Source organism: Erythrobacter litoralis (assembly GCF_001719165.1).
Classification (GTDB): Bacteria; Pseudomonadota; Alphaproteobacteria; order Sphingomonadales; family Sphingomonadaceae; genus Erythrobacter; species Erythrobacter litoralis.
The window spans coordinates 1,264,538-1,290,102 of sequence record NZ_CP017057.1 but is presented as its reverse complement, the minus strand read 5'-3'; the positions used below and the strand labels follow the sequence as shown (position 1 = coordinate 1,290,102).

General features: G+C 65.2%; 33 protein-coding genes. 6 read left to right on the top strand and 27 right to left on the bottom strand.

Going from position 1 to position 25,565, the window contains the following annotated elements:
- Positions 1 to 69 precede the first annotated feature (69 nt).
- The 6 genes from Ga0102493_RS06110 (at position 70) to Ga0102493_RS06085 (ending at position 8,238) form a co-directional block, all read left to right on the top strand.
- Positions 70 to 2,889, top strand: a complete 2,820-nt coding sequence (locus tag Ga0102493_RS06110; RefSeq protein ID WP_034904968.1) for a 2-oxoglutarate dehydrogenase E1 component — start codon at positions 70 to 72, stop codon at positions 2,887 to 2,889.
- Positions 2,890 to 2,938: 49 nt separating this feature from the next.
- Entirely contained in the window at positions 2,939 to 4,204 is a 1,266-nt protein-coding gene (gene odhB, locus Ga0102493_RS06105) for a 2-oxoglutarate dehydrogenase complex dihydrolipoyllysine-residue succinyltransferase (RefSeq protein ID WP_034904970.1), read from the top strand.
- A 10-nt stretch (positions 4,205 to 4,214) separates the two neighbouring features.
- Complete coding sequence (locus Ga0102493_RS06100) at positions 4,215 to 4,556, top strand: hypothetical protein (protein ID WP_034904971.1); 342 nt, start codon at positions 4,215 to 4,217, stop codon at positions 4,554 to 4,556.
- Positions 4,549 to 5,967: a dihydrolipoyl dehydrogenase gene (gene lpdA, locus Ga0102493_RS06095; RefSeq protein WP_034904972.1), complete on the top strand. Its 1,419-nt coding sequence runs from the start codon at positions 4,549 to 4,551 to the stop codon at positions 5,965 to 5,967. Before Ga0102493_RS06100 ends, lpdA begins: the two co-directional genes overlap by 8 nt.
- Positions 5,968 to 5,992: 25 nt before the next feature.
- Positions 5,993 to 7,351: an amidase family protein gene (locus Ga0102493_RS06090; protein ID WP_034904973.1), complete on the top strand. Its 1,359-nt coding sequence runs from the start codon at positions 5,993 to 5,995 to the stop codon at positions 7,349 to 7,351.
- Between the two features lie 128 nt (positions 7,352 to 7,479).
- Positions 7,480 to 8,238, top strand: coding sequence for a trimeric intracellular cation channel family protein (locus tag Ga0102493_RS06085; RefSeq protein ID WP_034904975.1), 759 nt, complete (start codon positions 7,480 to 7,482; stop codon positions 8,236 to 8,238).
- Between the two features lie 6 nt (positions 8,239 to 8,244).
- Here Ga0102493_RS06085 and Ga0102493_RS06080 read toward each other — a convergent pair whose 3' ends face one another.
- The 27 genes from Ga0102493_RS06080 to rplB form a co-directional block, all read right to left on the bottom strand.
- Positions 8,245 to 9,270 (bottom strand): hypothetical protein, encoded by a 1,026-nt coding sequence (locus Ga0102493_RS06080; RefSeq protein WP_150132431.1) that lies wholly within the window; start codon positions 9,268 to 9,270, stop codon positions 8,245 to 8,247.
- Positions 9,271 to 9,519: 249 nt separating this feature from the next.
- Positions 9,520 to 10,077 carry a hypothetical protein gene (locus tag Ga0102493_RS06075; RefSeq protein ID WP_034904978.1) on the bottom strand — a complete coding sequence of 186 codons (558 nt, stop codon included), beginning with the start codon at positions 10,075 to 10,077 and terminating at the stop codon, positions 9,520 to 9,522.
- Positions 10,078 to 10,250: 173 nt separating this feature from the next.
- Positions 10,251 to 11,696, bottom strand: a complete 1,446-nt coding sequence (locus Ga0102493_RS06070; RefSeq protein ID WP_034904980.1) for a serine hydrolase domain-containing protein — start codon at positions 11,694 to 11,696, stop codon at positions 10,251 to 10,253.
- A gap of 87 nt (positions 11,697 to 11,783) precedes the next feature.
- A complete protein-coding gene (gene rplQ, locus Ga0102493_RS06065; RefSeq protein ID WP_034904982.1) occupies positions 11,784 to 12,206 on the bottom strand; it encodes a 50S ribosomal protein L17 in 423 nt (140 codons plus the stop codon).
- A 120-nt stretch (positions 12,207 to 12,326) separates the two neighbouring features.
- Positions 12,327 to 13,382: a DNA-directed RNA polymerase subunit alpha gene (locus Ga0102493_RS06060; protein WP_034904983.1), complete on the bottom strand. Its 1,056-nt coding sequence runs from the start codon at positions 13,380 to 13,382 to the stop codon at positions 12,327 to 12,329.
- A gap of 112 nt (positions 13,383 to 13,494) precedes the next feature.
- On the bottom strand, positions 13,495 to 13,884 hold the full coding sequence (gene rpsK, locus Ga0102493_RS06055) for a 30S ribosomal protein S11 (protein ID WP_034904984.1): 390 nt from the start codon (positions 13,882 to 13,884) through the stop codon (positions 13,495 to 13,497).
- Positions 13,885 to 13,942: 58 nt separating this feature from the next.
- Positions 13,943 to 14,311, bottom strand: coding sequence for a 30S ribosomal protein S13 (rpsM, locus tag Ga0102493_RS06050; protein WP_034904985.1), 369 nt, complete (start codon positions 14,309 to 14,311; stop codon positions 13,943 to 13,945).
- Positions 14,312 to 14,687: 376 nt separating this feature from the next.
- The gene (locus Ga0102493_RS06045; protein ID WP_069297473.1) at positions 14,688 to 15,428 is read right to left on the bottom strand and encodes an SRPBCC family protein; all 741 of its coding nucleotides are present in this window, start codon (positions 15,426 to 15,428) and stop codon (positions 14,688 to 14,690) included.
- 63 nt (positions 15,429 to 15,491) lie between these two features.
- Entirely contained in the window at positions 15,492 to 16,136 is a 645-nt protein-coding gene (locus tag Ga0102493_RS06040) for an adenylate kinase (protein WP_034905238.1), read from the bottom strand.
- Between the two features lie 94 nt (positions 16,137 to 16,230).
- On the bottom strand, positions 16,231 to 17,595 hold the full coding sequence (gene secY, locus Ga0102493_RS06035; protein ID WP_034904986.1) for a preprotein translocase subunit SecY: 1,365 nt from the start codon (positions 17,593 to 17,595) through the stop codon (positions 16,231 to 16,233).
- Positions 17,596 to 17,768: 173 nt separating this feature from the next.
- Positions 17,769 to 18,284 carry a 50S ribosomal protein L15 gene (gene rplO / locus Ga0102493_RS06030; RefSeq protein ID WP_034904992.1) on the bottom strand — a complete coding sequence of 172 codons (516 nt, stop codon included), beginning with the start codon at positions 18,282 to 18,284 and terminating at the stop codon, positions 17,769 to 17,771.
- A gap of 87 nt (positions 18,285 to 18,371) precedes the next feature.
- Complete coding sequence (gene rpmD, locus Ga0102493_RS06025; RefSeq protein ID WP_034904994.1) at positions 18,372 to 18,548, bottom strand: 50S ribosomal protein L30; 177 nt, start codon at positions 18,546 to 18,548, stop codon at positions 18,372 to 18,374.
- A gap of 22 nt (positions 18,549 to 18,570) precedes the next feature.
- The gene (gene rpsE / locus Ga0102493_RS16360) at positions 18,571 to 19,401 is read right to left on the bottom strand and encodes a 30S ribosomal protein S5 (RefSeq protein WP_051698184.1); all 831 of its coding nucleotides are present in this window, start codon (positions 19,399 to 19,401) and stop codon (positions 18,571 to 18,573) included.
- Positions 19,401 to 19,745: a 50S ribosomal protein L18 gene (gene rplR, locus Ga0102493_RS06015; protein ID WP_034904997.1), complete on the bottom strand. Its 345-nt coding sequence runs from the start codon at positions 19,743 to 19,745 to the stop codon at positions 19,401 to 19,403. Before rplR ends, rpsE begins: the two co-directional genes overlap by 1 nt.
- Before the next feature lies 1 nt (position 19,746).
- Positions 19,747 to 20,280 carry a 50S ribosomal protein L6 gene (gene rplF, locus Ga0102493_RS06010; RefSeq protein ID WP_034905000.1) on the bottom strand — a complete coding sequence of 178 codons (534 nt, stop codon included), beginning with the start codon at positions 20,278 to 20,280 and terminating at the stop codon, positions 19,747 to 19,749.
- The gene (gene rpsH, locus Ga0102493_RS06005) at positions 20,280 to 20,675 is read right to left on the bottom strand and encodes a 30S ribosomal protein S8 (protein ID WP_034905002.1); all 396 of its coding nucleotides are present in this window, start codon (positions 20,673 to 20,675) and stop codon (positions 20,280 to 20,282) included. Before rpsH ends, rplF begins: the two co-directional genes overlap by 1 nt.
- An 11-nt stretch (positions 20,676 to 20,686) precedes the next feature.
- Positions 20,687 to 20,992 carry a 30S ribosomal protein S14 gene (gene rpsN, locus Ga0102493_RS06000; RefSeq protein WP_034905004.1) on the bottom strand — a complete coding sequence of 102 codons (306 nt, stop codon included), beginning with the start codon at positions 20,990 to 20,992 and terminating at the stop codon, positions 20,687 to 20,689.
- 42 nt (positions 20,993 to 21,034) lie between these two features.
- Entirely contained in the window at positions 21,035 to 21,616 is a 582-nt protein-coding gene (gene rplE, locus Ga0102493_RS05995) for a 50S ribosomal protein L5 (RefSeq protein WP_034905006.1), read from the bottom strand.
- Positions 21,609 to 21,929 carry a 50S ribosomal protein L24 gene (gene rplX / locus Ga0102493_RS05990; protein ID WP_034905007.1) on the bottom strand — a complete coding sequence of 107 codons (321 nt, stop codon included), beginning with the start codon at positions 21,927 to 21,929 and terminating at the stop codon, positions 21,609 to 21,611. Before rplX ends, rplE begins: the two co-directional genes overlap by 8 nt.
- Before the next feature lie 2 nt (positions 21,930 to 21,931).
- Positions 21,932 to 22,300 (bottom strand): 50S ribosomal protein L14, encoded by a 369-nt coding sequence (gene rplN / locus Ga0102493_RS05985; RefSeq protein ID WP_010411138.1) that lies wholly within the window; start codon positions 22,298 to 22,300, stop codon positions 21,932 to 21,934.
- 76 nt (positions 22,301 to 22,376) lie between these two features.
- Positions 22,377 to 22,667, bottom strand: coding sequence for a 30S ribosomal protein S17 (gene rpsQ / locus Ga0102493_RS05980; protein WP_034905009.1), 291 nt, complete (start codon positions 22,665 to 22,667; stop codon positions 22,377 to 22,379).
- A 10-nt stretch (positions 22,668 to 22,677) separates the two neighbouring features.
- On the bottom strand, positions 22,678 to 22,887 hold the full coding sequence (rpmC, locus tag Ga0102493_RS05975) for a 50S ribosomal protein L29 (RefSeq protein WP_034905242.1): 210 nt from the start codon (positions 22,885 to 22,887) through the stop codon (positions 22,678 to 22,680).
- A gap of 11 nt (positions 22,888 to 22,898) precedes the next feature.
- Complete coding sequence (rplP, locus tag Ga0102493_RS05970; protein WP_034905010.1) at positions 22,899 to 23,333, bottom strand: 50S ribosomal protein L16; 435 nt, start codon at positions 23,331 to 23,333, stop codon at positions 22,899 to 22,901.
- A 31-nt stretch (positions 23,334 to 23,364) separates the two neighbouring features.
- A complete protein-coding gene (gene rpsC, locus Ga0102493_RS05965; protein WP_034905011.1) occupies positions 23,365 to 24,060 on the bottom strand; it encodes a 30S ribosomal protein S3 in 696 nt (231 codons plus the stop codon).
- Positions 24,061 to 24,063: 3 nt separating this feature from the next.
- Positions 24,064 to 24,441 (bottom strand): 50S ribosomal protein L22, encoded by a 378-nt coding sequence (gene rplV, locus Ga0102493_RS05960; RefSeq protein WP_034905014.1) that lies wholly within the window; start codon positions 24,439 to 24,441, stop codon positions 24,064 to 24,066.
- Positions 24,441 to 24,716, bottom strand: a complete 276-nt coding sequence (gene rpsS, locus Ga0102493_RS05955) for a 30S ribosomal protein S19 (RefSeq protein ID WP_034905016.1) — start codon at positions 24,714 to 24,716, stop codon at positions 24,441 to 24,443. The genes rplV and rpsS overlap by 1 nt, the downstream gene beginning before the upstream one ends.
- A gap of 6 nt (positions 24,717 to 24,722) precedes the next feature.
- Positions 24,723 to 25,559, bottom strand: coding sequence for a 50S ribosomal protein L2 (gene rplB, locus Ga0102493_RS05950; protein ID WP_034905018.1), 837 nt, complete (start codon positions 25,557 to 25,559; stop codon positions 24,723 to 24,725).
- Positions 25,560 to 25,565: the final 6 nt, after the last annotated feature.

Genomic DNA, 25,565 nt, shown 5'->3' with positions numbered 1-25,565 from the left:
CGCGCGCCCCGGTTCCGCCGGGGCGCGCCTTCTCCTCCCCTCCCCTTTTTCCCCAGCGGGACATTCGCCATGAACAAGGAAACCGCCAGTTTCATCCCCGAGATGACCGACCAGGAAGGCCCCCAGCCCGGACCGTCCTGGGGCAACAGGCGCTGGCTCGACACGGTCAGCGGCGCCGATGCGGATCTCGCCGCGGCGATGGACCCGACGCAGATGCGCGTCACCGACATGAAGGGCGCGGTGGAAAAAGCCGCGGCCAAGTCGGGCAAGGCGATGGACCCCGAAGCGATCCAGCGCGCAGCGAGCATGTCGATCGCGGCGATGACGCTGGTGCGGCTTTACCGCGTGCGCGGCCACATGGCGGCCGATCTCGACCCGCTGGGCCTGTCGAGCCAGCGCGAAGTGCCCGAGGACCTGACGCTCGAATTCCACGGGCTTGCCGGGCTGGAAAAAGAGGAAGTCTATGCCGGCGGCGTCCTCGGCATGGAATGGACCACCGTGGGCGAACTGCACAAGCGGCTGATCGAGGTCTATTGCGGCAAGGTCGGCCTCGAATACATGCACATCGCCGACACCGAGGAACGCCGGTTCCTGCAGGACAAGTTCGAAAGCCCGGGCGAGACGATCCAGTTCACTCCCGAAGGCAAGAAGGCGATCCTCGCGGCCGTTTTGCGCGGCGAGCAATACGAGGAATTCCTCGGCAAGAAATATGTCGGGACCAAGCGTTTCGGCCTCGACGGCGGGGAATCGATGATCCCGGCACTGGAAGCGGTCATCAAGCATGGCGGCAGCGCGGGCGTGCGCGAGATCATCTACGGCATGGCCCACCGCGGGCGGTTGAACGTCCTCGCCAACGTGATGGCAAAGCCCTATCGCGTGATCTTCCACGAATTTTCCGGCGGCAGCGCCAATCCCGACGATGTCGGCGGTTCGGGCGACGTGAAATATCACCTCGGCACCAGCACCGACCGCGAATTCGACGGGATCAGCGTGCACATGAGCCTGACGCCCAATCCCAGCCACCTCGAGGCGGTGAACCCCGTCGTTCTCGGCAAGGCGCGCGCGCAGCAGGCGATCCGCGACGACCTGACGCAGAAGCTGGAAGTCCTGCCCGTCCTCATCCACGGCGATGCCGCCTTTGCGGGCCAGGGCGTCGTGTGGGAAAGCCTCTCGCTTTCGGGCGTGCCCGGATACGACACCGGCGGGTGCATCCACTTCATCATCAACAACCAGATCGGTTTTACCACCAGCCCCAAATTCGCCCGCTCCTCGCCCTATCCCTCGGACGTTGCGAAGGGCGTCATGGCGCCGATCCTCCACGTCAACGGCGACGATCCCGAAGCGGTGACGTTCGCCTGCAAGCTCGCGGTCGAATATCGCCAGACCTTCCACCGCGACGTGGTGATCGACATGTGGTGCTATCGCCGCTTCGGCCACAATGAAGGCGACGAGCCCAAGTTCACCCAGCCGCTGATGTACGACGCGATCCGAAGCCATCCCAAGGTGTCGAAGATCTACGAGACCCGGCTGATCGAGGAAGGCGTGGTCGAAAAGGGCCACCGCGAGGAAGCCGCTAAGGAATTCATCGACCTGCTCGACCAGGAATTCGAGGCGGCCAAGAGCTACAAGCCAAACGAGGCGGACTGGTTCGCGGGCCGCTGGGCCGGGCTCAACAAGCCCGCCGATCCCGAAACCGCGCGGCGCAATGTCGAGACCGCGATCGAGCGCAAGGCGTTCGACCATCTCGGCAAGGTGCTGACCGAGGTGCCGGGCGATCTGGAAATCCACAAGACGCTGGGCCGCGTGCTCGCCGCCAAGGCCGAGATGTTCGAAACCGGCGAAGGCTTCGACTGGGCGACGGCCGAAGCGCTCGCTTTCGGCAGCCTCGTGATGGAAGGCTACGGCGTGCGCCTGTCGGGCCAGGACAGCGGGCGCGGCACCTTCTCGCAGCGCCATGCCGTGTGGGTCGACCAGCGCGACGAGCGCAAGTACATCCCGCTCACCACCCTGCCCCACGGCAAGTTCGAGGTCTACGATTCCACGCTGTCGGAATATGGCGTGCTCGGCTTCGAATACGGTTTCGCCATGGCCGACCCCAAATCGCTGGTGCTGTGGGAAGCGCAGTTCGGCGATTTCGCCAACGGCGCGCAGATCATGATCGACCAGTTCATCGCCTCGGGCGAAGCCAAGTGGCTGCGTGCCAACGGCCTCGTGATGCTGCTGCCGCACGGTTACGAGGGCCAGGGTCCGGAGCATTCCTCGGCAAGGCTCGAACGCTTCCTGCAGCTGTGCGCGAACGACAACATCCAGGTCTGCAACATCACGACGCCGGCGAACTATTTCCACGTCCTGCGCCGCCAGATGCTGCGCCCGTTCAGGAAGCCGCTCGTCATCATGACGCCCAAATCGCTCCTGCGTCATCCGATGGCGAAAAGCAGCCGCGACGAATTCCTCGGCGACCGCCAGTTCCGCCGGATCAAGTCGGACACGGCCGAGATCGCCGACGAAAAGGTCAGGCGCGTCGTCCTGTGTTCGGGCAAGGTCGCCTATGACCTCATCGAAAAGCGCGACGAAAAAGGCCTCAAGGACGTTTCGATCGTGCGGATCGAGCAGCTCTATCCCTTCCCCGGCGAACCGCTCGCGGTGCGGCTGAAGCGGATGACCGGTCTCGAACAGGTCATCTGGTGCCAGGAAGAGCCGAAGAACAACGGCGCGTGGTTCTTCGTCCAGAACCAGATCGAGGATTCGCTCACGCTTGCAGGTTTCGAGGGCAAGCGACCGATCTATGTCGGGCGCGAGGCGGCGGCTTCGCCCGCGACCGGCCTCGCCAACCGTCACAAGCAGCAGCAGGAACAGCTCGTCGCCGAAGCGCTCGGGCTGGAGGCCTGAGAACAGAACCAACCCGGCAGTCCCGTCCAAGGCTGAGGAAAAAGAAACAATGGCAACCGAAATCAAAGTCCCCGCCCTCGGCGAATCGGTCACCGAAGGCACGATCGGCGAATGGCTCAAGCAGCCCGGCGACGCGGTCGAGGCCGACGAGCCGATCGCCAGCCTCGAAACCGACAAGGTCGCGGTCGACGTGCCCTCGCCGGTCGCGGGCGTGATGAGCGAACACAAGGTCGCGGTCGGCGACACGGTCGAGGTCGGCGCGGTGATCGCTCTGATCGAGGAAGGGGCGAGCGCTTCCCCGTCCCCATCCCCCTCCCCGTCCCCTGCCCCGTCCCCGTCCCCCGCGACAAGCGAGGCGAAGGAACAGGACGACGGCGCGAAGGAAGGCCCGTCGGAGGAACTGATCGCCGCTGCGCAGACGCTTTCGCCCGCGGTGCGGCGCGCGGTGCTCGAACACGGCGTGGATCCCTCCACGATCAAGGGGACGGGCAAGGACGGGCGCCTGACGAAGGAAGACGTCATCGCCGCCGCCGAGGCCAGGAAGAGCGGATCGCCCGCTCCTTCGGCTGCTCCTGCCCCGGCGCCCTCGCCCGCTCCGGCGGCGACCGGCGGCGAACGCCGCGAAGAGCGGGTCAAGATGACCCGGATGCGCCAGACCATCGCGAAAAGGCTGAAGGGCGCGCAGGACAATGCCGCGCTGCTGACCACCTTCAACGATGTCGACATGACCGCGGTGATCGAGGCCCGCAGCAAATACAAGGACATGTTCGCCAAGAAGCACGACATCCGCCTCGGCTTCATGGGCTTCTTCGCCAAGGCCGCCTGCCTCGCGCTGAAGGACGTGCCGGCGGCCAACGCCTATATCGAGGGCGACGAGATCGTGTACCACGATTACGTCGATATCTCGGTCGCAGTCTCCGCACCCAATGGCCTCGTCGTCCCCGTCATCCGCGATGCCGACAAGAAAGGCTTTGCCCGGATCGAGAAGGACATCGCCGATTTCGGCCAGCGCGCCAAGGAAGGCACGCTGACGATGGAGGACATGTCGGGTGGGACTTTCACCATCTCGAATGGCGGAGTGTTCGGCAGCCTCATGTCGACCCCGATCATCAACCCGCCGCAGAGCGCGGTGCTGGGCCTTCACCGGATCGAGGATCGCCCGGTCGCGATCAATGGCGAAGTCGTCATCCGTCCGATGATGTATATCGCGCTCTCCTACGACCACCGCCTGATCGACGGGCGCGAGGCGGTGACCGCATTGAAGATCATCAAGGAGGCGATCGAGGATCCGACCCGGATGCTGATCGATTTGTAAGGCTGAACCGATGAAGAACGCCGTTCCCGCCCCTGCCGCGCTCGCCTCGCTCGCCGCCCTTGCCCTGCTTTCGGGCTGCGATGTCGCCAGCGAAATCGCCGGCGACGCCATTGCCGGAGAGCTGCGCGCGCAATATATCGAGCAATGCCAGGGCGTTGCCGAAAGTGCGGGCATCGCTGCCGAACGCGTGAACGCTGCCTGCGAATGCAGCGCGGATGATTTCGCGGCCGATCTTGCCGAAGACGGCGAATTGCGGATCGACCAGGGGCGGATCGAACAAGTCCTCAGAACCTGTGTGCAGGAGCAGCCGGGCACGGCCCCGCAAGATCCTGCGGAGAACAACAATGGCTGACCATTCCTACGATTACGACGTCCTCATCATCGGTGCCGGCCCCGGCGGCTATGTCGCCGCGATCCGCGCCGCGCAGTTGGGCCTCAAGGTGGCCTGCGTCGAAAGCCGCGAAACGCTCGGCGGGACCTGCCTCAACGTGGGCTGCATCCCGTCCAAGGCGCTGCTCCACGCCTCCGAATTGTTCGAGGAAGCCGAAGGCGGCCATTTCGCGACCTGGGGGATCGAGGCCAAGGCGACGTTCGACCTGAAAAAGATGATGGCCGAGAAATCCGCCGCGGTCGGCGATCTCACGGGCGGAATCGAATTCCTGTTCAAGAAGAACAAGGTCACCTGGCTGAAAGGCCATGCCGCTTTCGAGGACGCGCATACGGTCAAGATCGGCGATGCGACCCACACGGCGAAGGACATCGTCATCGCCACCGGTTCCAGCGTCACTCCGCTGCCCGGCGTCGAGGTGGACAATGACAAGAAGCGCATCGTGGATTCGACCGGCGCGCTCGACCTCGACGAAGTGCCCGAGCATCTCGTGGTGATCGGCGGCGGCGTGATCGGGCTGGAACTGGGCAGCGTGTGGCGCAGGCTCGGCGCGAAGGTCACCGTGGTCGAATTCCTCGACCAGCTGCTCCCCGGCATGGACGGCGAAGTGCGCAAGGAAGCGGGCAAGATCTTCAAGAAGCAGGGCATGGAAATGATGCTCGGCCACAAGGTCACCGGCGCCAGCGTCAAGGGCAAGAAGGTTACCCTTTCGGTCGAGAAGTCCTCCGGCGGCGATGAACAGAAAATCGAGGCAAGCCACGTCCTCGTCTCGATCGGGCGGCGGCCCAACACCGACGGGCTGATGCTCGAAAAGGCGGGGCTTAAGGTCAACAATCGCGGCCAGATCGCGATCGGCCACGATTTCCGCACCGAGGTCGAGAACATCTGGGCGATCGGCGACGTCGCGCCCGGCCCGATGCTCGCGCACAAGGCCGAGGACGAAGGCATTGCAGTGGCCGAATTCATCGCCGGGCAGACGGGAATCGTGAACCACGATGTCATCCCCAACGTCGTCTACACCGCGCCCGAAATCGCCGGGGTCGGCCTTACGCAGGAACAGGCGATCGAGGCGGCGGGCGGCGACAAGGCCAAAGTCAAGGTCGGCAAGTTCCCGATGATGGCGAACAGCCGGGCCAAGGCGAACCGCGACACCGACGGCTTCGTCAAGGTCATCGCCGATGCCGAAACCGACCGGGTGCTGGGCGTTTGGATGATCAACACGCTGGCGGGCACGATGATCGCGCAGGCCGCGCAGGCGATGGAATTCGGCGCCACGTCCGAAGACATCGCCTATACCTGCCACGCCCACCCGACCCATGCCGAAGCGTTCAAGGAAGCGGCGATGGCGGTGCAGGGCAAGCCGATCCACATGTGAGGCGGCGCGGGGTCGAGGGGGAGACATGGCCTATCCGCAACTGACGACGAAACCGGGCGCGCTCGAAACCGCGGCGGCGATCCGCGCGGGCAAGCTTTCGGTCGTGGAGGCGGTCGATGCCGCGATCGTGCGGATCGAACATCTCGATGCCGAGGTGAACGCGCTCGCCGTGCCCGATTTCGAGCGCGCCTGCGAGACGGCAAAGGCGATGGACCGCGAGGGGCCACGCAAAGACCAGCCGCTGTTCGGCGTGCCTATGACGGTCAAGGAAAGCTTCGATGTCGCAGGGCTGCAAAGCTGCTGGGGCCACGAACGGCTGACCGATTACGTGCCCGCGCGCGATGCCGAACTGGTCCGCCGGCTGAAAGCGGCCGGTGCGGTGATCGTGGGCAAGACCAACGTGCCGACCGATCTCACCGACTGGCAGAGCTTCAACCCGGTCTATGGCCGCACCAACAACCCGCACGACCATGCGCGCTCGCCCGGCGGATCGTCGGGCGGCGGCGCGGCTGCGGTGGCGAGCGGGATGGTGGCGTGTGAATACGGCACCGATATCGGCGGCTCGGTCCGGGTCCCGGCGCATTTCTGCGGCATCTGGGGGCACAAGACGACCCACGGCCTCGTCTCCAAACTCGGCCACGACCACCCGATGATGGCCCGGCGCAAAGGCTTCGTCGCGGCGCATGAAAGCGAATTGTCGATAGCCGGGCCGCTTGCTCGCAACCCGCAGGATCTTGCCGTGCTGACCGGGATCGGCGCGCGCTTCGCACTCCGCCAGTCGGGCAAGCCGCTTTCGCAATGCCGCCTCCTCGCGCTTACCGAGATGCCCGGCTGCCCGCTCGATGCAAGCGTCGCCGAGCCGACCGAGGCCGCGCTCGGGACACTCGCAAGGGCCGGTATCGCCATCGAGCGCGAGAGCGACCTCGTCCCCGACCTTGCGCAGCAGCACCGCGATTACCTCAGGATGCTCAACACGGTCATGGCCCGCGGCGCGCCCGCGCCCAACGGCAAGCGTGCCACCGCGACCGACTGGTTCGACCTGCTCGACGCGCAGGCCGCCAACCAGGCGCTGTGGGAGCGCGTGTTCGAAACCTTCGATTTCGTCCTCGCCCCGCCCGCCCCCGTGCTCGCCATCCCCCACCGCGACGAGGCGGTGTTCAAGGGCGCGCTCGACGTGAACGGCGAAGACGTCTCGGGCGGCGCAGGGCTCATCTTCTCCGGCCTTGCTACCTTCCCGGGCCTCCCTTCCACCGTCCTGCCGATCGGTTCCGGCACCTATCAGGGCGCAGAGCTTCCCTGCGGGATGCAGGTCATGGGGCCTGCCTTCGCCGATCTCGACTGCATTGCCGCGGCGGGCGAAATGGGCGAGATACTGCACGCCTGACGCGCCCCCGCGCGCCGGAACGCATCGCGCTTTCGAGCGTGGTATCTGGGGGCCTTGTCCCAGTGCCTGCGGGCGCCCGTCCGCACCGCCGGCATTGCGCCCGGCCCCGTCCCAATCGAAAGCGCCGCATGAACGAGACCATCCTTACCCCGATCCTCGACATTCTCGACATTCTCGGCATCGCCGTCTTCGCGCTGTCGGGCGCGTTGATTGCCGCGCGCGAACGCCAGAGCTTCGTCACGATGGGCTTCTTCGCGCTTGTCACCGGAGTCGGCGGAGGCACGGTGCGCGACCTTCTGATCGGCGCGCCGGTGTTCTGGATGTTCGATCCGTGGGTGGCGCCGGTCTGCCTGAGCATGGCGGTGATCGCGTGGAATTTCCCGGGCCGCATCTGGGACGGGCGCCTGTTCTTCTACGCGGACGGCGCGGGGCTTGCCGCCTTTGCGGTTCTCGGCACGGCCAAGGCGCTTGCCTATGGCATCCCGCCGGTCCCGGCATTGCTGATGGGGGTGTTCACCGGGGTCGCGGGCGGCATCATCCGCGATGTCGTGGCCGGGCGTCCGTCGGTCATCATGCAGCCGCAGATCTATCTCACCGCCGCCCTGCTCGCCTCGGCCCTGACAGCGGCGGGATCCTTTCTCGCCGAAACCCTGCGATTCAACGAAACGATCGCCTGGGCCGTGGCTTTCATTGGCGGCTTCGTCGTGCGGCTCGGCGCGATCCAGTTCCGCTGGCGCTGGCCGACCTATGGCAAGCTGCGCCGCAAGGCCGCTGCCGAAACCGCTGCGCAGATGGACGCCTTTTCGAAGAACGAAGCAGGCGAGCATCCGGCCGAAAGCGAAGACGGGAACGCCCCGTTCGAAGAGCGCGATCAGGCCGCCTCTTGAGGCGGCCTAGCGGCCGAGATCGCCGTCGATGGGCCGCGCCTCGGGAATGTCCTCGCCCGGGATCGGTCCGCCAGGATAGACCGGCTGGCGCTCGGCGCGCAAGGGGACCATCGGCTCGGCGGGGCGATCGTAATCGCGCTGGGGCACGGTACGTCCGGCAAAGGCCGCCTCGACATCGCGCGGGCTGGTGCCGAGAGCGACGCGCATTTCCTCGTCGGGCTGCGGGCCAAAGCCCGAGCGTTCCTCGATATTGGCGCGGGCGGTGAGATAGCGCACATCGCTCCACTGTTCGCCGCCTGCGCGCCGGGGCACGGAGCGTGGCGGAATGAAGGTTCCGTCCGAACCTGCCGCCCCGTCCGCACGGCCGACAAAGCCGCCGTAATCGATATTGTCGACCCGCCCGTCATTGCCGATCGTACAGAGGAATGCCGACCCGTCGAACAGGCTGCCGGTCACCGCCCACCCGCTCGCGGTGCGCTGGACGTTGTCGACTTCGTCCACCCGAACGTCGCGCTCGACTTCGGCAAGGCACATGTCGACCGCGTTTTCGAGGCCCGATGCGCCGCCCGCACGGCGCGAAGTCGCGCGCCTGTCGTCATAGCGCCTGTCGTCATAACGCCTGTCGTCATAGCGATCATCGTAGCGCACCCGGTCGCGCTCTACGACGACCACGTCGCGCTCGCGCTCGCGCCGGTTGTTCGAGGCCGCGCTGGCAATGGCAGCGATCCCGCCGATGATGACCGCGCCGGCAAGCACGTCGCCCGCGCTGACCCCGCGCCGCCCCCTCCAGCCGCGCCCGCGCCAGCCGCGGCAGCCCCAACGGCGCCAGCAGCGCCGCCAGTCGGCGGTGTCGGCCTCGGCGTCATAGGTGCTCGATCCGAAATCGGTCATGAAGGCGCCTGCATTCGCGGGCCGCACGAGATTGTCCGGAAGCTGCGCCGCGGAAACGGGGGCGGCGGTCATCGAAAGGGCAGCGGTGAAACCGGCGATTGCGGCCAGGCGATAGGCGGCGTTGCGGGATGGGGACGCCATGGACAGATCCTCCTCGAAGGGGCCTTCGAACAAAGGCGAAGGTCATCGTCAGGGTCGAGCGGCCACCAATCGCTCCAGTTCACGCCCATGACGCTATCGGGCTCCGGCTTGACCGGGGCTGAATGGCAGATGAGCGGCCCTTACCTAAGCAGCGCGCGAGGACCTGCGCAAGCCTGCCGGAACGAACGCCCCCGGCAAAGCCTTGCGGCTGCCGGGGGCGCAAAGATGGTCGGGATATCGAAGCGCGGCTCAGCGCAGGCCCCTCACCCCGTCGAAATCGATCCGCGGACGGCCGCGCCCGTCGAACCGGCAGGTGAAGCGGCCACGGTCGAAATTGCGGCGGAAGCGGAAATTGTCCTCGACCACGATCCGGCCGCGAATGCGAAAGCCATAGCGCCTGCGGTCGACATCGCGGATCTCGGTCACGTCGGCGAAACGCCAGCCCCCGAAACGGCGGGCCTGGTTCTCGGCGGCCCGCACGCAGCGATTTATCGCGAAGCGCGGATCGGCGAAGCGCCCGCCCCGCCTGTCGCCCCGCCAGCCGCGGCGATCGCCGCGCCAGCGACGGTCGCGCCGGTCGCGCCAGTCGTTGTCTCCGTCGAAGGCTCCGGCGAGCGCGGCGATCCCGCCGATAACGAGTGCGCCAGCGATGATCTCGCCCGCGCCGATCCCGCCGTCGCGGTCACGGTGGTCGTCGGCCATGGCAGGGGTCGCCGATCCGAAAGCCAGCGCGCCTGCGGCAAGCGTGCCGAGCGCGGCTTTCGCGAATCCGGAAGGAGGGGCGAGTTTGGAAGGGGGGCTCGTCATGGTCTCATCCTCGCATTGGGCCGGAACGGGATAGCCCCGGCTTGCGAGCCCAACATGTAGGAAAGGGGGTGAGACGAGCCTGAATCCGGCGTGCAGCACCCGTTCAGCTAAGACGGATCGAATCTGAACAGTTTTTCCGCTATTCGATGTCTCGGCGCGTGGAGGACGCGAACTTACGCCCCCTCCAGCGCCGCCAACACGTCGCGGGTGAAACCGGCGATGTCGAAGCGGGTTCCTACGCGGTCCTCCCCCCGGCGCACGATCACGACGTTTCGCGATGGCACGACGACGACGTACTGCCCGCGATTGCCGCGCGCGGCAAAGGCGTCGTCGGGGATGCCCTCGAACGCGTTTCCGTCCGGGCGGCGAAAGGTCCACCAGCCCGCGCCATAGCCCCACTCGGTGCTCTCGGGCTGGGGGCCGGACGGGTCGGACACGTATTCGCGCCAGCCTTGGGGCAGCAGCCGCTCGCCGTTCCACACACCATCATTGAGATAGAGCTGGCCAAGCGTCGCAAGGTCGCTCGCGGTCGACCAGACCTGCGAGGAGAGGACGTGATTGCCCCTGATGTCGGTCTCCGCAACGGTGTGGTCCATGCCGAGCCTGGCGAAGAATTCGTCGGGCGAATAATAGGTCAGCCAGCGCTCGATCGCCTTCACCGCCATCAGCGTGTCGTTGTTGGCGTAGCGATAGACCGTCCCGGGCCTGTGAAGCACGGGCCAGTTCGCGGCGCGCTCGTCCACCGTGGTCCCGCCCCAATAGAGCGGATCGGTGCGATTGCCCGGCGTGTCGGAATAGCGGCCCGTCGCCATGCGCAGGGCGTGGTCGATGGTGATGGTATTGCGCGGATCGCCCTCCGCCCCGGCGCGCCAGTATGGAAGGCCGACCGGATCCTCCACGGAATATTCGCCCGAAAGGACCGCAGCGCCGACAAGGGTGGCGGCAATGCTCTTGGCGACCGACCATGTGCGCTGCGGGGTCGCCGCATCGAAGCCGGGGGCGTAGCGGGCCTCCTCCTCGACCTGCGTGCCGTCGCCGTCGACCCGACGGACCAGCACGGCCGTGGTGCGGCCCTCGCCGTATCGCTCGGCGAATGCATCGGCGAAGACGCGGTCGAGCGGCCCCTGGCGCATCTCCCCGCCGCCGCTGTCGACCTCGACTTCGATGCCGCGCGTGTCCTCGTCCACCTCTCTGCCGCGTTCGACGAGCGGTGCTTGCGGATTGCTCACGTCCTCGGGCGCTCCGATCGGCAGGACGGAGCAGCCCGTGTCCTGCCCGTAATAGGCTGCGAGGCGATCAGGCATGTCCTCGGCCCATTCGACCTGGACGTGGGCAATCTGTCCGGTGGGGCGGCGAACGATTTCGAAGGGGAGGTCGCGGACAATGGCGTCGAGCGGGGTCTGGATGCCGGACAGCTCCCATTCGTGGACGCTTTCCGGGGAGCGGGTGGTCCCGTTGCGCTCGGCGACGGCGATCGCACTGCACAGCATCAGCGCCTTGTATCCCGCTGCGAGCGCGCGGTCATAGCGTGCGTCGAGGCGGTCCTGCGCGGATTGGGCGGCGACGGGAGGGGAGGCAAGCAGCAACGCTGCGGCGGCGGCCAGGATAAACGTTCTCATGGCCCGCGACACTAGGGCGAAAGCGCCAAAAGGAAAGGGGCCGACGGATCGCTCCATCGGCCCCTGTCATTCGCTTGTCGAGCGCGATTAGGCCTCGGCGTATTCGTCCACTTCGCTCATGTCGGGGCCCGAATCCTGGCCCTTGGCGTCCTCATCACGGTCGATCAGTTCGATCACCGCGAGCGGAGCGCTGTCGCTGGCGCGAAAGCCGGCCTTGATGACGCGGACATAGCCGCCTTCACGGTCCGAATAGCGCTCGGCGAGGACGTCGAAGAGCTTCTTGAGCTGGGTCTCGTCCTGCAGGCGGCTCATCGCGAGGCGCCGGTTCGAGAGGCCGCCGCGCTTGGCGAGCGTGATGAGCTTCTCGATATAGGGGCGCAGTTCCTTGGCCTTGGGCACGGTCGTGACGATCTGTTCGTGCTTGACGAGGGCCGCGGCCATGTTGCGGAACAGGGCCTTGCGGTGACCGGTCTTGCGACCGAGCTTGCGCTGCGAAATACCGTGACGCATTTTTCGTTTCCTTCGTTCGTAGGGAGCCCGTGTGAGGTAGCTCCATCCCGGTGACCGTTGCGGGCCGTCACCATCGCCCCCGAAGCGGCTCCGGGCGGATACCCGGAGCGCGCCAATTCATCAGCCGAGCAGTTCCTGTTCGAGCTTCTTGGCCATTTCCTCGATGTTCTCCGGCGGCCAGCCGGGAATGTCCATACCGAGGCGCAGGCCCATCGACGAGAGCACTTCCTTGATCTCGTTGAGCGACTTGCGGCCGAAATTCGGCGTGCGCAGCATCTCGGCCTCTGTCTTCTGGACCAGGTCGCCGATATAGATGATGTTGTCGTTCTTGAGGCAGTTGGCGCTGCGCACCGACAGTTCCAGTTCGTCCACCTTCTTGAGCAGGTACCGGTTGAGCTGGTTGGCGTCGTCTTCCTGCGGCTGGGCGGCATGGCCGATCATCGCCGATTGCGGCTGCGGGATGCCGTCCTCGAAGTGGACGAACAGCGTCAGCTGGTCCTGCAGGATCCGCGCGGCATAGGCCACGGCGTCTTCCGGCGTGACAGTGCCGTCGGTTTCGACCGTGAGCGAGAGCTTGTCATAGTCGAGCTCCTGCCCGACACGGGCGTTCTCGACCTTGTAGCTGACCTGGCGCACCGGCGAATAGAGCGAGTCGACCGGGATGAGCCCGATCGGCGCGTCGGCCGGACGGTTCTGCACGGCCGGAGCATAACCCTTGCCCACATCCGCGGTCAGTTCCATGTTGAGCGTCGCGCCCTCGTCGAGGTGGCACAGGACGAGGTCCTTGTTCATCACCTCGATATCGCCGGTGACGGCGATGTCGCCGGCCTTGACGGTGGCGGGCCCGGTCATCGACAGCTGGAGGCGCTTGGGCCCCTCGCCTTCCATCTTGAGCGCGATCTGCTTCACGTTCAGGACGATGTCGGTCACGTCCTCGCGCACGCCGGCGAGCGAGGAGAATTCGTGCAGCACGTTCTCGATCTTGATCGAGGTGATCGCCGCGCCCTGAAGGCTGGAGAGCAGCACGCGCCGCAGGGCGTTGCCGAGAGTGAGGCCAAAGCCGCGCTCAAGCGGTTCGGCGACGAAGGTGGTCTTGCGCTGCTTGTCGCCGCCTTCCTTGATTTCGAGAGCGTTGGGTTTCTTGAGTTCCTGCCAGTTCTTCGTGTTGACGGACATGGATTTCCCCTAATTCGCCTTTCAGCGGTTCAAATTCGGGACGGGCCGTAAGCGCTGGCGGCTGGCAACCCGTACGGTGTCGGCGGCCCCGATGGCCGCCGGACGGGTTGTGTCAGACGCGGCGACGCTTGGACGGGCGGACGCCGTTGTGCGGGATCGGCGTCACGTCGCGGATCGACGTGATGTTGAAACCCACCGCGGCAAGACCGCGCAGCGCGCTCTCGCGGCCCGAGCCGGGGCCCTTGACCTCGACTTCGAGCGTGCGGACGCCGTGTTCGGCGGCCTTCTTGCCGGCATCGTCGGCGGCAACCTGTGCGGCATAGGGCGTCGACTTGCGGCTGCCCTTGAAGCCCATCATGCCGGCGCTGGACCAGCTGATGGCATTGCCCTGCGCGTCGGTGATGGTGATCATGGTGTTGTTGAAGCTGGCATTGATATGCGCAACGCCCGAAGAAATGTTCTTCTTGTCGCGGCGCCTCACTCGGCCGGGTTCGCGTGCCATTGTGCGTGTTCCTCTTGAATTCGGATGAAGGGAAAAGCGTGGACTTTAAAAGCCGCGCTTACTTCTTCTTCCCGGCGATGGGCTTCGCCTTGCCCTTGCGGGTGCGGGCGTTGGTGTGGGTGCGCTGTCCGCGAACGGGCAGCTGGTTGCGATGGCGCAGGCCCCGATAGGAACGCAGGTCCATCAGCCGCTTGATGTTCATCGCGGTCTGGCGACGAAGATCACCCTCGACGGTGTAGTCCGAATCGATCGTCTCGCGGATACGCAGCACTTCCTCGTCGGTGAGGTCCTGCACGCGCGCGCTGAGCGGGATGCCCAGCTTGTTCGCGATATCGACGGCCGTGGTGCGGCCGATTCCGTGAATGTAGGTGAGCGCGATGATCACGCGCTTGTTGGTGGGGATGTTTACCCCGGCAATACGAGCCACTTAATTCTCCATGCTCCACAGGGGTTTGCGGACGTGATGCCGGAGCCCCTATCTCATCGCTAAACAACCGCCACGCTCGGCCCCCATGCCGTGCCGCAAGCACCGCAAGGCGATGCCCGGCGGTCAAACGGCAAAACGCCCGAGCGGTACGCGCGCTGGGCGGCGACCTGCCGGACGGGGTTCGAGCGTGTCGAATGAACCGCGCGCATAAGGCGATTCGCGAGGTGCGTCAACCGCTGCGCGCACAAAAGAAAGCCGCTCCCGACGAACGGGCGGCGCCGCATCCTATCCTTTGTTGGTTACACCGCTTCGGCGGGTCAGTCAAAACTCGGCTTGTCGAAAGCCGGTCCGGCCGGGGTTCGGCCGGAAGGGCAATTCAGGCTTCGTCCTCGACCAGGTCGCCGAAAGCCTCCTCGACGCTGGGTGCGCGTTCGTCGGGCGTTTCCTCGATGACCTCCTCGCCCTCGATCGCGGCCTCTTCATCGCTATCGTCATCGGGTTCGCTTTCTGGCTCGGGCCGGGGCTCGGGCCGGGGATCGGCTTCGGGCTTTTCCACTCTCCCCAGCATGTCCGCGAGGCCGGCAAGCTGCTGGCTCATCACCCCGTCGACGGCGGCCGCGATCGCCTTTGTCTCGAACCGCATGAAACCGCCGACATTGTATTCCCACACGATCCGCGTGCCCTCCTCGACCTCGCTGATCGCTATGGTGAGAACGCCTGCCACCGGTTCGGGCTGGAGCGGCCCCAACGCCCCGCGCATCACCAGCGCGCGTTCGGGATAGGCCTGGATCACGCGCATGTGTTCGACACTGCCCTCAAGCGTGAAGCGCCCCGGCTCGTCGACTTCGGGAATGGTCTCGCAGAAGCACCCGCCGGCCTGCGGGGTGAGCTTGAGATTGGTCGCATCGCCCGACCACGTGTGAGCCGAATTCCACCAGCGCGCCGGACTGATGAGCGCGAGCCAAACCTCCTTGGGGCTGGCTGAGACCACCGCCTCGTCGCGGGTGAGAAACCGGCGTTCCTCGATCTGCTCGATCTCGGCCAGTGCGGGGACCGCGACGGCAGCAAGGCCGAGCGCGCTTGCAAGCTGCGCGGCCCAGATGGTGAGACGGATCATTGGCCTTTCCTCCCTCATGCCCAGCCAGCCTCTAGGAGATCGGCGCGCCGCGGGGAAGAGCGATCAGGCGAGCACCCGGTCGATCGCCGAGGCGACCTCGTCGATACCGGCCATGCCGTCGACCCGCGTGACGATCCCGCGCGCTTCGTAGCCGGGCAGGATCGGTGCGGTCTTGGCGCGGTATTCGGCCATGCGGTTGCGCACGGTTTCCTCGTTGTCGTCGGGGCGCCGCTTGAAATCGGTCGAACCGCACGCATCGCATACGCCTTCGACCTTCGGCGGGTTGGCGGTGTCGTGGTAGAGAGTGCCACAATTCGCGCAGGAAAATCGTCCGGTGATGCGTTCGACGAGCGCGTCCTCGTTGACCTCGAGTTCGATCACGCGATCAAGCGCGCGGCCGTGCTTCGCCAGGATTTCGTCGAGCTGTCCGGCCTGCGCGGCGGTGCGCGGATAGCCGTCGAAGATCGCGCCCTGCCCTTCGCCCATTTCGGCGAGCTTCGCATCGATCATGGCCGAGACGATGTCGTCCGAGACAAGCCCGCCCAAATCCATGATGTCGGCGACCTTGCGGCCGAGTTCGGTATCGGCCTTGCGTGTCTCGCGCAGCATGTCGCCGGTCGAGAGCTGGACCATTGCGTGGCGTTCGACGAGTCCCTTGGACTGCGTTCCCTTGCCCGCACCGGGAGGCCCCAGAAGAATGATGTTCACGAAAGCTCCCCCGTTATCGCGCCGCGGGTTCATGGCCCGCAGGTCGCTCCTCTCATAAGCGGACGACGAATGGCAACAGTCAAGCGAGAATGCTTCAGCGCATCCGCCCCTTCAACTTCGCCTTCTTGATAAGGTCGCCATATTGATGCGCGATCAGATGCGACTGGATCTGGCTGATCGTATCGACAGTCACGTTGACGACGATGAGCAGGCTGGTCCCGCCCAGGAACAGCGGGATGCCGGTCTGGCGGATCATCCATTCCGGCAGCATGCAGACCAGCGCAAGATAGAGCGCACCGACCACCGTTATGCGGGTGAGGACATATTCGAGATAGTCCGAAGTCCGCTTGCCCGGACGGATGCCCGGAATGAAGCCGCCCGCCTTCTTGAGGTTTTCCGCCTGCTCTTCCGGGTTGAATACGACCGCGGTGTAGAAGAAGCAGAAGAAGATGATCCCAGCGCCATAGAGCAGCATGTAGATCGGCGCGCCCGGCTGGAGATACTGGTTGAGCGTCACGATCACATTGCCGAAGCCGCTCTCGGTGTCGACCGAATTGCCCGCGAACTGCGAGATCGTGAGCGGCAGGAGCAGAAGCGAGCTGGCGAAGATCGGCGGGATGACGCCGGCGGTGTTGAGCTTGAGCGGCAGGTGCGAACGATCCGCCTGCATCACGCCCTGCTGGGTCGCGCGCTTGGGATACTGGATCAGCAGCCGCCGCTGCGCCCGCTCGACGAAGGAAATGAGCAGGATCAGAGCGATCACCATGACGACGAAGAAGACGATGATCGTCGCCGAGATGGAACCGGTCCGGCCGCCTTCGAACAGGTTGGCGGCGAAAGTCGGGAACTGTGCGACGATGCCCGCCATGATGATCAGCGAGACGCCGTTACCGATCCCGCGGCTGGTGATCTGTTCGCCAAGCCACAGCAGGAACATCGTCCCCCCGACGAGGCTGATGACCGCTCCGATCCGGAACATGTAACCAGGGTCGACCACCGCGCCGATGCCGTTCTGCGAGGCAAAGCCTTCAAGCCCGACCGCCAGGAAGTAGCCCTGGATCGCGCAAAGGAAGACCGTCCCGTAACGGGTGTACTGGTTGAGCTTCTGCCGCCCGGTCGCGCCTTCCTTCTTGAGCGCAGCCAAAGTCGGATGCAGCGCCGAGGCCATCTGCACGACGATCGAGGCGGTGATGTAGGGCATGACGCCCAATGCGATGAGGCTCATCCGCTCGAGGCTGCCGCCAGAGAAGGTGTTGAAAAGGTCGAGCACCCCGCCCCGCCCCATTTCAGCAAGATCGCGCAGCGCGGACGGGTTGACGCCCGGCAGCGGCACGAAGCTCAGGAAGCGGAAGACGATCAGCGCGCCGATCGTGAACCAGATGCGCTGGCGCAGCTCGGTCGCCTTGGCGAAATTGCCGAAGTTGAGATTGCTGGCGATGTTGTCGGCGCGTGATGCCATGTCGTCGTTTCGATCCTAGCCTTCGGCCGCGACGCGCCCTAGCGCTGCGGCCCGAATATGGGCGGCCTTCCGCGAAGTTGGACCGGACGCTTGCCGGGCCAGGCGGGCCGCGCAGAGGCGTAAATAGGGAGCGGGAGGCTGCTTGTCGAACCCCCCGCTCGCCTTTTGTCGCATTATTCGTCGCCGTCGCCCGACTTGGCGGCCTTGGCAGCCTTGAGTTCGGCATTTGTCGGGGCGGTAACCACGACACTGCCGCCGGCCTTTTCGACCGCAGCAACGGCGCCCTTGGTCGCGCCGGTGACGATGAACTTGGCCTTGGCCGAGAGCTCACCCTTGCCGAGCAGACGCACGCCATCCTTGCCCCCGCGAGCGACGCCGCAGGCGCGCAGCGCGTCCTCGGTGATGTCGCTCTTGGCATCGAGCTTGCCGGCGTCGATGAACTTCTGGACCATGCCGATGTTCACCTCGGCATAATCCTTGCCGAACGGGTTGTTGAAGCCGCGCTTGGGCAGCCGCATGTGGAGCGGCATCTGGCCGCCTTCGAAGCCCTTGATCGAGACGCCCGAACGGCTCTTCTGGCCCTTCTGGCCGCGCGCGGCAGTCTTGCCCTTGCCCGAGCCGATGCCACGGCCCTTGCGGACGCGCCCCTTGCGGGCGCCTTCGTTGTCGCGGATGTCGTTGAGTTTCATGAGTGCACTCGCTTTCGCTTTTCTTCGCGCTTCAGATATTGGCTGAGCCCCCGCCGCGGCGGAGGCTCAGCCATGATTTCGTGCCGCTTATTCGACGATTTCGACCAGATGCGGGATCTTGGCGACCATGCCCCGGATCTCCGGAGTGTCTTCGCGTTCGACGACCTTGTGCATCTTGTTGAGACCGAGCCCGATCAGCACCTTGCGCTGAACTTCGGGGCGACGGATGGGCGAGCCCACCTGCTTGATCTTGATGGTAGCCATGTTCGTTTACTCCACGCCCTTCTTATTCGGTCAGGGCCGCGGCGTCGGCTTGCGCCTCGGCCTCGCTCGCGCCGCCGCGACCGAGCAGGTCGGCGACCTTCTTGCCGCGACGCTGGGCGACCGACTTCGGAGAAGTCTGGTTGGTCAGCGCGTCGAAAGTGGCGCGGATCATGTTGTAGGGGTTCGAGGTCCCGACCGACTTGGTCACGACGTCGGCAACGCCAAGGCTCTCGAACACGGCGCGCATCGGACCGCCGGCGATGATGCCGGTACCCGGAGGCGCGGTGCGCACGGTGACCTTGCCGGCACCGAAATGACCCTTGGCGTCATGGTGCAGCGTGCGACCTTCCTTGAGCGGGACGCGGATCATCTTCTTGCGCGCGGCCGCCGTTGCCTTGGTGATCGCCTCGGGAACTTCGCGAGCCTTGCCGTGGCCGAAGCCGACGCGGCCCTGACCGTCGCCGACCACCACGAGCGCGGCGAAACCGAAGCGCTTGCCGCCCTTCACCGTCTTGGAGACGCGGTTGATGTGGACGAGCTTCTCGATGATGCCGTCGTCCTCTTCCTCGCGCCGGCCGCCACGGCCACCGTCACGGCCGCCGCGCCCGCGGCCGCGGCCACCGCCGCCGCCGTCCCGGCCACCGCCGCGTCCACCACGACCGCCGCGGCCCTGACGGGGCTCTTCGGTCGGCTGGGCGCTCGGTTCCTGGGCCGCCGACTGGTTGTCGGCAGCTTCCGAAGGAGTTTCGGCCTTTGCCTCGGCCTGAGGCGCCGAAGTTTCCTTGGGCGTTTCCGCTGCGGCGTTTTCCGTCGCTTCGGTGTTCTCGGTGTTTTCGTTGTTCTCGGCCATCATCAGAACTCCAGCCCGCCTTCGCGAGCGGCATCGGCCAGCGCCTTGACGCGGCCATGGTACAGGAACCCGCCGCGATCGAACACGACAGTGGTCACGCCCGCCTTCTTGGCGGCCTCGGCGATGTCCTTGCCGACCTTGCTCGCGGCATCGACATTCGCGCCGCTGCCCTTCACGCCGAGCGTCGAGGCCGCAGCAAGGGTCTTGCCCTCGGCATCGTCGATGATCTGCGCGTAGATATGCTTGCCGGTCCGGTGGACCGACAGGCGCGGCTTGTCGCCCGAGCGCTTGCGGAGCGCGCTGCGCACCCGCATGCGGCGGCGTTCGAAAAGGGAAAGCTTTGCCATCTTACTTCTTCTTCCCTTCCTTGCGGAAGATGTACTCGCCGCGATACTTGATGCCCTTGCCCTTGTAGGGTTCGGGCTTGCGGAACTCGCGGATCTCGGCCGCGAACTGACCGACGGCCTGCTTGTCGATACCCGAGATTTCGACCGTGGTCTGGTCCGGAGTCTTCACCTCCAGCCCTTCGGGTACGTCAAGGTCGACGTCGTGGCTGAAGCCGAGCTGAAGCTTGAGCTTCTTGCCCTGGGCCTGCGCGCGGTAACCCACGCCCGCGATCTCGAGCGTCTTGGTGAACCCTTCGGTCACGCCCTCGACAAGGTTCGAGACCATGGTGCGCTGCATGCCCCAATAGGCACGGGCCTTCTGGCTGTCATTGGCCGGGGTGACCGAGATCTCCCCGTCCTCGAGCTTGTACTCGACGAGATCGGACAGGCCCATCGAAAGGGTGCCCTTGGGGCCCTTCACGCTGAGCAGGCCGTTGTCGATATTGGCGGTGACGCCCGAGGGGATCGTCACCGGCCTCTTGCCAATGCGGCTCATCAGAACACCTCCGCCAGCACTTCGCCGCCGACATTGTTTGCGCGGGCCTCGGCATCCGAGAGCACGCCGCGCGGCGTCGAGACGATGGTGATGCCAAGGCCGTTGCGCACCGAGGGCAGTTCCTTGCAGCCCGAATAGATGCGGCGGCCGGGCTTCGAAACGCGCGCGACATGCTTGATCGCCGGCTCGCCTTCGAAATATTTCAGTTCGATCCGCAGCGCCTTGTGCTTGCCGCTCTCGTCCTCGGAATAGCCACGGATGTAGCCTTCACGCTGGAGCACTTCGAGAACGTTCGCGCGCAGCTTGGACGCGGGCGAGAGGACCGAGTCCTTCTTCGCCTGCTGGCCGTTGCGGATGCGGGTGAGCATGTCACCCAGGGGATCGGTCATAGCCATCTGTCAGGTCCTCACCAGCTCGACTTGGTCAGACCCGGGATCATTCCCCGGTTGCCAAGCTGACGCAGTTCGATGCGGTTGATGCCGAACTTGCGGTAATAGCCGCGCGGGCGGCCGGTGGTGGCGCACCGATTGCGCACCCGGGTCGGGTTCGCATTGCGCGGGATCTCGGCCATCTTGAGGCGCGCCATGAGACGTTCCGTCTCATCCAGGCTCTCGTCATTCGCGATCGCCTTCAGCTTCTCGTACTTGGCCGCGTACTTCTTCACGAGCTTCTTGCGACGCTCGTTCTTGTTGATCGAACTCAGTTTCGCCATGGACTTAAGCTCTCTTCTTTCGTGTCTCTGTCAGGAAACGGCTCACGCCGCTTCCTTCTGTTCAGCCTTGGCTTCGCCTTCGAAGGGGAAGCCGAACAGGCGCAGCAGCTCGCGCGCCTCTTCGTCGGTCTTGGCGGTGGTGGTCACGATGATGTCCATCCCCCGCACCTTCTCGATCCTGTCGTAGCTGATCTCGGGGAACACGATCTGTTCCTTGAGACCCATCGCGTAGTTGCCGCGACCGTCGAACGAACGCGCGTTGAGGCCGCGGAAGTCGCGGATGCGCGGCATGGCGACGGTCACCAGGCGATCGAGGAATTCGTACATGCGTTCGCGGCGCAGGGTGACCTTGCAGCCAATCGGCATGCCTTCGCGCAGCTTGAACTGGGCGATCGACTTCTTGGCCTTCGTGATGACGGGCTTCTGCCCGGCGATCAGTGCCATTTCCTCGGCAGCGGTCTGAACCTTCTTCTTGTCCTGACTCGCCTCGCCCACACCCATGTTGAGCGTGATCTTCTCGAGCTTGGGAACTTCAAGCCGGTTCTTGTAGCCGAACTTCTCGGTCATCGCCTTGACGATCTCCTCGTCGTAGCGAGCCTTCATACGGGGCGTGTAATCAGCCATCGATCGTCTCCCCACTCTTCACGGCGACGCGCACCTTCTTGCCATCCTTCTCTTCGAAGCGGACACGGGTGGGCTTGCCATCCTTGGGATCGGCCAGCGCAACCTTAGACACGGGCATCGGGGCCGGGAAACGGTCGATGCCACCCTGCGGGTTCTGCTGGCTCGGCTTGCGGTGACGGGCGACGACGTTGACGCCTTCGACCACGATCTTGCCTTCCTTGGGAAGGACCTGGGCGACCGTGCCGGTGCGGCCCTTGTCCCTGCCCGAAAGCACGACGACGCTGTCACCCTTGCGGATCTTTGCGGATGCCATGGTCAGAGCACCTCCGGAGCGAGCGAAATGATCTTCATGAAACCGCGGCCGCGCAGTTCGCGGACGACGGGGCCGAAGATGCGGGTGCCGATCGGCTCCTCGCTCTTGTTGACGAGCACCGCGGCATTGCTGTCGAAGCGGATCACGCTGCCATCGGGACGACGAACGTCCTTCTTGGTGCGCACGATCACCGCACGGTGAACGTCACCCTTCTTGACCTTGGCTCGCGGCTGAGCCTCCTTGACGGAGACAACGATCACGTCGCCGACGGAGGCAAAGCGACGCTTCGACCCGCCCAGCACCTTGATGCACTGGACGCGCTTGGCGCCGCTGTTGTCCGCGACGTCGAGATTGGATTGCATCTGGATCATCGATCCGGTTCCTTCTCACTGGCTTTCCGGGACGCCCAATTCGACTGGAGCCCGGCAGTTCCGTTTACGCGCTAATTCAGTTGCCCGCGGCCTCGACGTCGAGATCGGCCTCGATCGCCTGGGTGCCGCCGGAGACGACCTGGTCCTTCACGGTCCAGCTCTTCGTCTTCGAAATCGGGCGGCATTCCTCGATCCGCACGACATCGCCGACCTGGTATTCGTTCTTTTCGTCGTGAGCGTGGTAGTTCTTCGAACGACGGATGATCTTCCCGTAGAGCGGGTGCTTCACCTTGCGTTCGACCTTCACGGTCACGGTCTTGTCGGTCTTGTCGGAGGTGACAGTCCCGATCAGGATTCGTTTCGGCATTGTCTGCTCCTTAAGCCTTTGCGTCAGCGCTCTTGGCGCGCTCGGTCTGCAGCGTCTTGATCTTGGCGATGGTGCGACGCACCTCGCGGATGCGCGCCGGATTCTCGAGCTGGTTAGTCGCCGCCTGGAAACGCAGGTTGAACTGCTCGCGCTTGAGATCGGTCAGCTCGGCGGTGAGCTGATCATCGGTCTTCGTGCGCAGGTCTTCGATGCTGGTCATGTCAGCGGCCATCATTCGCCTCCCAGATGCGAGGTGTCGCCAAAGCGGGCGACGACCTTGGTCTTGATCGGCAGCTTCATAGCGGCGCGCTCGAACGCCTCCGCAGCGAGCGGCCCGGCAACGCCGTCGAGCTCGAAAAGGATGCGGCCCGGCTTCACGCGCGCGGCCCAGTATTCGACCGAACCCTTGCCCTTGCCCTGACGGACTTCGGCAGGCTTCTTCGACACCGGCACGTCCGGGAAGACGCGGATCCAGAGACGGCCCTGGCGCTTGATGTGACGGGTGATCGCACGGCGCGCGGCCTCGATCTGGCGGGCGGTGATCCGCTCCGGCTCAAGCGCCTTGAGGCCGTACGAGCCGAAATTCAGCGTCGTGCCACCCTTGGCCTCGCCCTTGATCTTGCCCTTGAAGGCCTTGCGGTACTTGGTTTTCTTCGGTTGAAGCATTGTCTCTTACCTATCTGGACGTCCGTGCGCCTCAGCGCGCCGGACGAACACCCGAAGTCTGCGATTCCATCATCAGACGGTCCTGCGCGGTCGGATCATGGCCGAGGATCTCACCCTTGAAGATCCACACCTTGATCCCGATGATCCCGTAGGCGGTCAGAGCCTCGGTCTCGGCATAGTCGATGTTGGCACGCAGCGTGTGAAGCGGCACGCGGCCTTCGCGATACTGCTCGACGCGGGCGATTTCCGCCCCGCCCAGACGGCCGCCGCACACGATGCGGATGCCTTCCGCACCGAGGCGCATGGCCGACTGCATCGCGCGCTTCATCGCCCGCCGGAACGCCACGCGGCGGACCAGCTGATCGGCGATGCCCTGGGCGACGAGCTTGGCGTCGATTTCCGGCTTGCGGATCTCGACGATGTTAAGCTTCACCTCGCTCTCGGTCATGCTGGCGAGCTTGGTGCGCAGCTTCTCAATGTCGGCGCCCTTCTTGCCGATGATGACGCCGGGACGCGCGGCATAGATCGAAACGCGGCACAGCTTGGCCGGACGCTCGATCACCACCTTCGAGATCGCTGCCTGCGGAAGGCTCTCGAGGATGAACTTGCGCATCTTGATGTCTTCGGCGAGCAGGCCCGCATAGTCGCGCCCCTCGGCGTACCAGCGGCTGTCCCAGGTGCGGTTGATCTGCAGGCGCAGACCGATCGGATTGCTCTTCTGGCCCATGGTTTACGCCTCTTCCTGTTCGCGCACGACGATCCGAAGCCGGCTGAACGGCTTCAGGATCCGGGTCGACTTGCCGCGGCCGCGCGTGTGGAACCGCTTCATGGTGATCGACTTGCCGACCGAGGCTTCCGCCACGACGAGCGCGTCGACGTCGAGATTGTGGTTGTTCTCCGCGTTGGCGATCGCCGAGGCGAGCACCTTCTTCGCGTCCTTCGCCATCCCCTTCTTGGAGAATTCGAGGATGTTGAGAGCCTCTTCGGCCTTCTTGCCGCGGATCAGTTCGGCGACGAGATTGAGCTTCTGCGCCGACCCACGGATCGTGGTGCCGACGGCCAGCGCCTCGTTATCGCCGACGCGGCGGGGTGCCTTTGCCTTGCCCATTATCGCTTGCCCTTCTTGTCGGCGGCGTGGCCGGGGAAGTTGCGCGTGGGCGCGAACTCGCCGAGCTTGTGGCCGACCATCTCTTCCGAAACCGAGACGGGGATGAATTTCTGCCCGTTATAGACGTTGAACGTCAGCCCGACGAACTGAGGCAGGATCGTGGAGCGACGCGACCAGGTCTTGATCGGCTTGCCGCCACCGGCATCCTGAGCTGCCTCGGCCTTCTTCAGAAGGCTGAGTTCGACGAACGGACCTTTCCAGACGGAACGTGCCATCGTGCCTTACCTCTTCTTCTTCGCGTGACGCGAACGGATGATATCTTTGTCCGTCTGCTTGTTCTTGCGGGTGCGGGCGCCCTTGGTCGGCTTGCCCCACGGAGTGACCGGGTGACGGCCACCACTGGTGCGGCCTTCACCGCCGCCATGCGGGTGATCGACCGGGTTCTTGGCGACGCCGCGGGTCAGCGGGCGACGGCCCTTCCAGCGGGTCCGACCGGCCTTGCCGAAATTCTGGTTCTGGTTGTCGGGGTTCGACACCGCGCCAACCGTCCCCATGCAATCGGCGCGCAGGTAACGCTGCTCGCCCGAGTTGAGGCGCACGATCACCATCCCGCGGTCACGACCGACGAGCTGGACATAGGCGCCTGCCGAACGGGCGATCTGTCCGCCCTTGCCCGGCTTCATCTCGACATTGTGGCAGATCGTGCCGACCGGCATCTGGCCGAGCAGCATCGCGTTGCCCGGCTTAGTATCGGTCTTCTCACCCGCGACAACCGTATCGCCAACTGCGAGACGCTGCGGTGCGAGGATATAGGCCTGTTCGCCGTCCTCGTACTTGACGAGAGCGATGAACGCAGTGCGGTTCGGGTCGTATTCGATCCGCTCGACAGTGGCGGGAACGTCCCACTTGCGGCGCTTGAAATCGACGATGCGATAGCGCTGCTTGTTGCCACCGCCGATGCCGCGGCTCGTGACGTGGCCCTTGTTGTTGCGGCCGCCGGTCTTGCGCTTGCCCTCGGTGAGCGACTTTACCGGCTTGCCCTTCCAGAGCTGGGTCTTGTCGATCAGGATGAGGCCGCGGCGCGCCGGGCTCGTCGGTTTGTAGTTCTTGAGTGCCATTTTCTA